The sequence below is a fragment of the Flavobacteriales bacterium genome, assembly GCA_016779995.1.
In the GTDB taxonomy this organism is placed as follows: Bacteria; Bacteroidota; Bacteroidia; order Flavobacteriales; family UBA7312; genus UBA8444.
The window spans coordinates 1-9,310 of sequence record JADHMO010000023.1 but is presented as its reverse complement, the minus strand read 5'-3'; the positions used below and the strand labels follow the sequence as shown (position 1 = coordinate 9,310).

Below are 9,310 nucleotides of genomic sequence, written 5' to 3'. Positions count from 1 at the left end.
GTGTTATTTAGTAAGTATCGAATTTCTGGATTTCGCTGTATTCTACTATCGTCATACGCCCATATGCTTCCTATTTCTCCATCTATAATGTCTACAAGAAGTCTTTGAAACTCGGGACGGTCGTCAATAGTTCCGCTTATTCCCTCATCAATATACAGTTCATAATCGAATTTATTGCATACACAGAATTCTTTGCCCAGTTCAGACTGGTCTTCAATACTCTTGTCCTTATCTCCTTTATCCTTTGAGATTCTACAATAGATTCCTACTTTCATATGCTTTCATCTTACTCATCAAATATATGATTTAAACATGTTGAGGCTACAGAGCAATGCATATGTTTATCACTACCTCATCGTTAATAGCACTACAGATGTTACTCTATTAATGATGTGGTAATTCAACTTAGCTGGCTACAGCCCTTGACTGACAGTCAAGAGGGTGGCAAGTTAAATACCCCTAACAAATCTTACATTGCGAGGCTCATAATTAATCGAATTAGTATTCTGCTAAGTAAGGTACTTCACCTTGTGCAATCTTTTTTAATGTAACAAAGTCCCCATCGTCATTGAATTCAGTATATTCCAAGGTAGTAAAATTACCTTTTGAATAATAATTAACACAGTCATTATTAATACAATGTTCTTTACTCAGCTTTGTTCTCTTGCCGTATCTAATGGAACTTATTGTTTCAGTGTATTTATTAAAAGTCATTCTTTTACCTATCATTTTCCTCAATTTGTTTGAGGGGTCTAATTGTAATTGAGAATTATAACCCTTAATAACATTGGTAATAATATCTGTCTTTTTATCCTTCACCACCGTTATATCACCATCCCTAAAGTAAGCGACCCATGTTTTCCCATCTGTTCCTGAAAGTGTTTCTGGCGAACCATTTTTTTGGATAAAATCCAAAGACCATGGTGCTATAAATTTTTTTCCAGACAATTCCTTTCTGAGCTTTTCTGTTGCTCTGTAATTATCTCCAACTTTTTCTCTATCAACGCTATCTTTTATAGCTTTTTCAATTTTAGCCCTTTTATTATTTTCAATAGCTCTTTCTATTTGTTTTCGGTTCTCAGCTTCTTTTACACCTTCACCACAAGAAGACAAACAGCTTAGAACCACTAATATTCCTAAAAATCGTTTCATAAAATACATTTTTTTTAAAGTTAATAAAAGAACTCCTCACCGCTTAAGGTTTCCCAACATTTCCACCCCCTCACCAAAAACGGGCGAATGGGTGAGAGATACCCGTATGGGCGCAGACACTATGTGGGGTGATTGGTGTGACTTAGATGGACAGGTTTCTGGTGAGTCACACATATTAACCGATACGTTAAGAGCAAAATATAAATGTAAATAATAAAAAAGCCACTCGTTAAAGTGGCTAATAGTATTATTATTTACTTAATAAGTGGAGCTAGTTTTGACTTTATTTCGTCAAATTCAGCTTGTGTAATAAGCCCGAGGTCTAGTTTATCTTTTGCTCTTTTCAATTCAGCGAGAGCTTCGTCACTACTCATAGGTGCATTCGGGTTAACTAACTCACCATTTTCAAGAGACAAACTACTTGCTACTATAGTTTTCATACTCTTAAGTGCTGCTGTCGATTTTGAATTAGTCAACTCTAGTTGAAAACTTAATTGACCCTGAAATCTCATACATTTTATTTTACTCAATATGTATGTATTGCCTTTGAAAGCTGTAGAAGCTCTAGTAGGCGGTGCACCTGCCACTGCAGCGGTAGTGAGTCCATTTATTGTTCCTATAAATATAGTTTCATAACTGTTCGAAAGCTTACTAGCAGAAGTACCTAACTTTAATTCATCCCCTATAATTATAGCAGAGCCATCAGCCAAAGTCAGACTATTTTCAATAAAGAAGCTCATTTTGTAACTGTTCTTTACTTCATCAAACGGAGTTGACATATCGAAATTATCAACTGTTTTCAGTTTTTGTCCCAAACTTGTCAGACTCAGCATCAGAGTCATGACTAAAATAATTGTTTTCATAATTGTTAATTTATTGAGCCTCCAAAGTAAGAAATAATAGTTTAATTGGCTAGCCCCTTTTTAATGTTTTGAATTGTTTATATATTTCGAAAAAAAGCCATGTTTAAAAAAAGTGAATTTACTAAGGGTTTAATTGGGCTCGACTACGAGGCGTTCTTAGACCATTGCGAGGGCGGTAAAGAGTCTTCTATTGCTGTTAGAGAAGCAAGACTAATTCCTCTCTTAAAAACAGGAGATGAAGGCGCCCTCACATCTATTTTTCTTAGTTCACTTCGATTGATAAAGGAATATCGTGACTCTATATTTAAAGAAATCAAATTGCCTCGGGGTGGAAAGGCATATTACTTTTCGGAAGTTACCTTTAAGCACGTCGATGCTTCATGTCGTATCGATGGTTTAATAATTGTCGTTGTTAATAAAAAAATAAAAGATGCAGTTGGTTTTGAAATGAAAAACAAAAACAACCCATTAGAGAAAGGTCAAATAGAAAAATACATTTCAGTTCTCAAAAAAATTGGAGTTTCTAAAATGGTAACAGTTTCAAATGACTTCGTTTCGGATTCTAGCCAATCACCTATAAAGCTTGATAAATCCATCTCAAAGAACTTTGACCTATTCCACTTCTCATGGACATACCTTATGACAAAGGGGCAAATTCTGCTTTTCAAAAATGAAACCAATATTGAGGATGAAGACCAAGTAGAGATAATGAAAGAAGTACTTCACTATATCGATGCTCCAGCGTCAGGCGTAAGCGGCTATCATAAAATGAAAGATGGCTGGAATAAGACTGTTGGGATGATAACAGATAGACGACCTCTAAAAATTGAATCAGACGAGGTTGTTCAAGCAATTGAAAGCTGGCATGAGGAGGAAAGAGATATGGCATTACTTCTTTCCAGAGAACTCGGAGTATTTGTAAAATCAACTCCAAGACTAGCTACAAGTATAACAGAAGATGCTAAAAGATTAAAATCGAACTTTGAATTATTTGGTAATCTCAGTATTAAAAATTCAGTTTCGGATATTAAAATAAGGCTTGATTTTGAAGTTAAAACAGTTTCAATGTCTGTTAAAGTGATTCCGCCACAAGATAAAGGAACCAAAGCAAGAATTACTTGGATAACCAAGCAACTGGAAAATGCAAAAAAGAAGAATGAAGAGGTTTTCAATCAAATCTCTAACGACTTACTTCTAGAGGTAGATGTGAAACATGCTAGACAGCACATTAGGGTTCCTCTGACAGCAATAGATTCTATTCTTGATGAAACAAATGGACGCGAAATTCAAGCATTTAACGTGGTGTTAATGTCGAAGTTTAAAGCGAAATTCGAGTCTAATAAGGGGTTCATAGTCGAAATAGAAAAAATGGTTCTAGAATACTATGCGGGTATAGTCCAGTACCTCACAAATTGGAATCGGCCTGCTCCAAAACTCTAATCCATCTTAAACAAATAAGTTGGTACTAAACCTTAAACTTTCTCGTTATCGGTTTATTCGTGTTTCAGTAGTTCGTATTTACCAATCTGGATATTTATCTAAAAATTCTTCAAGGGTAATTTTTTGTTTACCAACATTGGTTTGCTCCTCAATCCAATTGTAATATTGTTGATAATTTCTGAATTTATAAATAACAATAAGTGCCAAAAATATTAACCAAAGACTAATAACATACATCGAATCTAAATTTGTAAGAGCATTTGGAGGTTTAACCCCTGTTAAGGATTCACACCCTACAACTATCATTGCAAGGAAAAATGGCACGAATACAGCGATATATATTGATTTTAAGAGTATGTTGAGTCCAGTCTTAATATATTCAAGAGATTTCCTTCCAAAGCCCATTTGAGAAAATGGCTTATGCCCCATTGATATATCTCCTTGACATTTATCGCAAATAACTAGTGGAATTCCAACACTCGTATGAAAGGACTCTATTCCCTTTTTAGAGTAACCTGATAAGGTTTTATTGCAATTCGGACAAGAATATTTTTTTAATAATGACATGTTTTATTTACGGTTTATTACCACATTTTAATATAAACTTCCAACTAGAAATTGTGTTGAGAAAAGGCACCTCGAAACTGTAATCGAAATTTTGTTGTTCTTTTTTATGGTAATGGTGTTTGAGTGATGAACAAGTCTCCAGTCCCGTTAGCTTCTTTGAATAATACATCATCAAGATAGATTTTAATTGAATAGTTACTAATTGTTGTAATTTGGCCATCCAATGCCAATCCTACATACTGACCTGTACATGCTTCGAATTCGTAATTCCAATCTGAATTAGCGGCGTTGTTATAAGAGTCTAATCCTCCTGTGGAATTTACAACATTGAATAGATTATAGTCTTCAGTTCCTGTAGCTTCATATCTCACAGTGTAACAATTTACTACAGGCTCTTCTACAGTTGGTTGACAGTCACAAGGTTCGCAAGCACTTAATAATGGCAAAACCAACAAGAACGCAATTAGATATTTCATAGTATAATTTTTCTCTAATATAATTACTTTACTTCTGTTTAAATAATCTCAAGTTATGTAACTATTATATGTTGATTAGTTGAATTAAATATTACTATATGTATATAAAATGAGCAACTCAAAAAAACTGATTTTTCAATACCAACACAAAATCAAGAAGAAAATATGCTGGACGTCACAAATCTTTAAAAATGGGGATACCTATTTACATCAGACCTCCATGGGGGTTCTTGCTGCTAAAGCGTTTATAGAATCGAATCCCAAGTTCGATTCATCAAGCTTTAAAAGCAGAGAAGACTCCTTCAATTTTTTTACGGAATTCAATAAATATTGGAGCTCAAAAAAAAATAAACTATTATCAATCACCAACCTTTTAGATTTGGAAGAAAATGACATGAAAGAACGATGGGAGAAAATACATAAACTGAAGTTTGTAACCAGTGAAGGTATTAATCATGCGGGCTTTCAGCATGACTGGGGTATCATTCTTGAGCTGATGCAGGAGAAAATTCTTAACGATAACCCTAACGAGCTATTAACAATAAATCAAACAAGGTTTGAAGAATTGCTCCAAGATTTAAACTTGCCTGAGGCGTGGGACGCTTATTTGGATTTATATGACGAGTTAAAGGCAAAGGCATATGTGTTTACCGAAGCCATAGAAGATAATATGACTCTCGGAGTAATTCGAAACCCTCATGATTTTACTCTAAAAATGATGATTGTTGTTCAACGGAGTGAAAGGAGTGAGTGTTTCAATAATTAACATTTTCATTAAAACATGAAAATAGTTCGAGCTTTTTTTTAACTATTTATTCGAAATAGTCAACAAATAAGAAACAACACTTTCGTTTTTTTTAAAATGGCCTACAATTGTAACCAAGGTAATTGATGTTAGAATCAGTCTAGGCCTTTTATATACTTGAACGATGAAAAAAAATATACTAAACAAAAAAAACTGTGGTACGCTACCCATTTACTATAACCTCAAACAAATTGCCCAAATTACTGGGCTTCATTACCAAGTTGTCAGGGCTAGAAATAAAAAGCTTAAAAATGGCAAGTATCAAAAATCAGATTTGATTGTGAAAATCCGTGGGACTTATAGAGTCGATTATTCTATTGTAGATGAATACATGCCAAAACGTAAAAACAAGAACAGAAAAACGCAACCTCTTATCAATTTTGAGATAAAAAGTTTTACAACCATTAACCCAAGTTCGAAATATAAAAGTAGAGCAATATTCGATGATTTCATGGGCAGGTTAAAAAAGGAATTTCCTGAAAATAATTTTATTTATGGAGTCGAAGATGATGACCACACAAAAGGTTCCAATATGCATATACATATTGGAACTGATGTAGAAAACCTGAATCTTAATAGAATATATAATTTGGTTGATACATATTTTGGGGTCTATATTAATGACCCCAAGTCTAGAATTATGGTGAAATGCGAAACAGATGTTCCCACGTACAAAACATATAAGTATATCATTAAGAAAGACCTTTTTTCAGGGAGACAAATAATTAGGAAGGGTGAAAAACAATTCTATGAGAAATCTTTATGTCCAATTTAGTTCTGGAATAATGCCGATTGCTGGCCTTCATTTTTACGATACCCAAATAAATTCAACCTATCCTAATCTGATGATGTTTCTTAAATTTTGGAACAAAGAAACCTTGTTCATGGATTCAGAACTGATTATGTTAAGTTTCCAGTTTAATAAGTTGCAGATGTCGTACACTTTAAAATCTATCGAATATACAGAGGCATTAGAGTATCACGGCATAAAAAATGACAAATTGATATCTTTCCTAAGCACTCTGAATAACTATAATGAGATGAGTATAGATTTTGTGTGGAATGAGTTTAGAAAATCATTGTTTTTTAATCCTGATGACTTATTAGAGTTCTATAAAGAAAACAGCCACCATGATGTCGCTGATTTGAAAGAAATCAAAAAAAGCTACGCAGAAAACATAATTTTCAGATATTCTAACTAAATATGCTCCTCAGACTCTACAGACCACATTTATAATTGTTTCGTAAAACTCCTTCAATCACTACTCTATTATAAAAACCAACGCTCCAGAGCCCTGAACGGGATAGCTGAGCTACCAGATGAAGATTATGAAATAAAAATAGGTATACAATAAAACTACAATATTTTCGTAGAAACTGTTAAAATAGGCGCTAAAAAAAGGGCTAATTTCGTATTAAAAATTAGCCCCTAAAAGTACGCCTATCCGATATTTGGTCGGATGTCCACGAAATTTTTTCCCAATTTTTTTTTGCCAAATTATTGAACCAACGAAAAAATTCAAATTCTTTTGATTAAGCAACTTTTAAATTACTATATGTAAATAGCACTTTTAGAGTATACCTGTGATTGATACCGTCTGTATATGCAGTGCTCACAGTTATCACTTTAAATTACGTTGATAAAATCACAATTTTGATGATAAACTTCACCACGGTAAATCTATTACGTTGTCGTCTAGTACATTCATAATAAATAAAAGAAAATATGAGAGTTTTATATACGAGAGTGAGTACAATTGAGCAGAAATCCGATAGACAAAGAATAAATGAGACTGATTATGATTTAGTTCTTGAAGATAAATGTTCTGGTAGCATTCCTTTATTCGAAAGAGAAGGGGGTAAACAATTAATTAATTTGATTAACAAGGACATAGATTTTACCCTTAATGTTTGGTCGATTGATAGACTAGGAAGAGATTTAAGAGATATTATGAATAGTCTACATTTTTTCAATGAAAATTCAATTTGTGTTTACTTCATTTCACAAGGCTTACGAACTCTTGATGATAATGGAAACGAGAATTCTATTTCTAAGTTGGTTATCAGTATACTCGGAATTGTCGGTGAAATGGGTCGTAAACAAATTTTAGAGAATCAACGTCAGGGAATTGAATTAAGAAAATCTCGTGGTCTGTACTACGGAAGAATGAAAGGAACAACAGAAGACAATCTTACTTTTTTGAGTAAACCTGTTAATAAGAAAGTACTTCAATTACTTAAAAAAGGCTATACGGGAAAAGAAATTAGTAAAATTGTTGGTGTTTCACAAACTACCGTTACGAAAGTTAAAAAAGTAGGTCTTAACTAACCTAATATCTTTCGAATCAAGGTACTATTAGTTTTATGCTCCAATTCTTTAAAAAACTTTCTGTATTTGACTTTTCCATAATGGTCTTCTAAATCCTCAGTAGTCCAGAAATTGATGTCACCATATGGAACCAATGTAGTGTAGTCTGTCCAAAAATCGCCATCATTTCCTATCCTAAATGGTGATTCTTCAAAGAAATATTCTGTGCTAGGTACGAACTTATAGTCGAAGTAAATATCATCTAACACTTTGTCATATTTAACATTCAACCAAGTATCTAAATCCAACCCATAATGATTAGTGTAGACCTCTACTATATTATTTATAGTATAAATTACTTCAATAAGATAATACCGAATAGTATCGCCATCAATTTCATTCTCAACCCAATGAATCTTAACAGATTCAATAAATTTTTCCACTAATGTTTTTCTTTCCAAAAATGATAGTTTTTTAAAATATTCTGAGCTTCTTTGTAAGTCTTGGATTTCATTAGAATTAACATTATTTATCTTCTGCTTAATATTGGATATCAAGCCATTTGTTTCTGTAATCTGAAGTCTAAACTCTGAAATTTTCTTTCTTACTTCTTCAATCTCCATAATACCTTCACTTACAAGATTCAGAACCCTATCCTTTTTTAGTTGTAATTCTTTGTATTCACTATTAGCATCGGTTAATTCTTGATTATACTGTTCCAACTTGCCAACAGAACCTATGTCCTCAACAAGTGCTTTAAATGTTCTCTCATCTTGGAACAACACCCTCCAAACAAAGAATTCAATTTTATCGATGTTCACACTACGATTGCCACAGTTCTCATTTTTAACCCTTTTACTCATACAATAGTAAAAGTGGTCTTTCTTATTCTCTCTAGTCTTACCATTGTAGTTTCGTCCGCATCTCCCGCACTTTATTACGTTGTTTAGTAAGTATTTATACTTTTTTGTTCCTCCGCTTCGATTATTGTTTTTGTTTTTGTTTTTAAGGTTATAATTAACCTCCTCCCAGAAGTCAAGTTCAAAAAGCTTTGGGACTTCAATAGCGAAATCACCTATTTTTTTAGTGCCATAAAACATTGTGTTATTGAGTATTCCTCTAATCGTATTCCCAGACCATTTAACTTGTTTCTTTGGTAATTTTTTAATCTTATCAGCACCTTTGGACTTGTTTAATCGAATTTCTCCATCATACTGATTATATCTAGTTGCAATTCCTTCATTATTTAATAAATCAGCAATTTTACCCGTTCCTATTCCACTTAGTGAAAGCTCATAAATTCGCTTAACAACTATTTTCTCGTTGTCGTTTAATTGGTAGTAGCCTTCGCCATCATAATTGTATCCGTATGGAGGCATGCCCCAACCTTTTCCACCTAATGCACGTCTACGAAGAACACTTTTAATCTTAATACTGGTTATTGTGACAAAGTATTTATTAAACTCTGCCATTATACCTCCCATTAATTCGGATTCTGGATTGTACAAATCAACCTTACCATTAACATGAGTATAGTAGTCAATCTTATATTGTCTTAATGTGTTATTTAGTAAGTATCGAATTTCTGGATTTCGCTGTATTCTACTATCGTCATACGCCCATATGCTTCCTATTTCTCCATCTATAATGTCTACAAGAAGTCTTTGAAACTCGGGACGGTCGTCAATAGTTCCGCTTA

11 protein-coding genes are annotated in these 9,310 nt (G+C 33.2%); 5 read left to right on the top strand and 6 right to left on the bottom strand.

Going from position 1 to position 9,310, the window contains the following annotated elements:
* The 3 genes from ISP71_08630 to ISP71_08620 form a co-directional block, all read right to left on the bottom strand.
* The coding region (locus ISP71_08630) for a recombinase family protein (GenBank protein MBL6664150.1) at positions 1-275 on the bottom strand (275 nt) is incomplete at its 3' end.
* 223 nt (positions 276-498) lie between these two features.
* Positions 499-1,152 (bottom strand): hypothetical protein, encoded by a 654-nt coding sequence (locus ISP71_08625; protein MBL6664149.1) that lies wholly within the window; start codon positions 1,150-1,152, stop codon positions 499-501.
* A 254-nt stretch (positions 1,153-1,406) separates the two neighbouring features.
* On the bottom strand, positions 1,407-2,015 hold the full coding sequence (locus ISP71_08620) for an SHOCT domain-containing protein (protein ID MBL6664148.1): 609 nt from the start codon (positions 2,013-2,015) through the stop codon (positions 1,407-1,409).
* A gap of 99 nt (positions 2,016-2,114) precedes the next feature.
* On the opposite strand from ISP71_08620, the gene ISP71_08615 reads away from it, so the two are divergent.
* Entirely contained in the window at positions 2,115-3,455 is a 1,341-nt protein-coding gene (locus tag ISP71_08615) for a hypothetical protein (GenBank protein ID MBL6664147.1), read from the top strand.
* A 78-nt stretch (positions 3,456-3,533) separates the two neighbouring features.
* Here ISP71_08615 and ISP71_08610 read toward each other — a convergent pair whose 3' ends face one another.
* Together ISP71_08610 and ISP71_08605 are read right to left on the bottom strand one after the other, a co-directional pair.
* Positions 3,534-4,022, bottom strand: coding sequence for a hypothetical protein (locus ISP71_08610; protein MBL6664146.1), 489 nt, complete (start codon positions 4,020-4,022; stop codon positions 3,534-3,536).
* A gap of 104 nt (positions 4,023-4,126) precedes the next feature.
* Positions 4,127-4,498: a hypothetical protein gene (locus ISP71_08605; GenBank protein MBL6664145.1), complete on the bottom strand. Its 372-nt coding sequence runs from the start codon at positions 4,496-4,498 to the stop codon at positions 4,127-4,129.
* Positions 4,499-4,607: 109 nt separating this feature from the next.
* On the opposite strand from ISP71_08605, the gene ISP71_08600 reads away from it, so the two are divergent.
* The 4 genes from ISP71_08600 (at position 4,608) to ISP71_08585 (ending at position 7,632) form a co-directional block, all read left to right on the top strand.
* Positions 4,608-5,264, top strand: coding sequence for a hypothetical protein (locus ISP71_08600; GenBank protein ID MBL6664144.1), 657 nt, complete (start codon positions 4,608-4,610; stop codon positions 5,262-5,264).
* A gap of 163 nt (positions 5,265-5,427) precedes the next feature.
* A complete protein-coding gene (locus ISP71_08595) occupies positions 5,428-6,078 on the top strand; it encodes a hypothetical protein (GenBank protein ID MBL6664143.1) in 651 nt (216 codons plus the stop codon).
* A complete protein-coding gene (locus ISP71_08590) occupies positions 6,053-6,505 on the top strand; it encodes a hypothetical protein (GenBank protein ID MBL6664142.1) in 453 nt (150 codons plus the stop codon). Before ISP71_08595 ends, ISP71_08590 begins: the two co-directional genes overlap by 26 nt.
* Positions 6,506-7,050: 545 nt before the next feature.
* A complete protein-coding gene (locus tag ISP71_08585) occupies positions 7,051-7,632 on the top strand; it encodes a recombinase family protein (protein MBL6664141.1) in 582 nt (193 codons plus the stop codon).
* Here ISP71_08585 and ISP71_08580 read toward each other — a convergent pair.
* The coding region (locus ISP71_08580; GenBank protein MBL6664140.1) for a recombinase zinc beta ribbon domain-containing protein at positions 7,629-9,310 on the bottom strand (1,682 nt) is incomplete at its 5' end. The genes ISP71_08585 and ISP71_08580 overlap by 4 nt on opposite strands.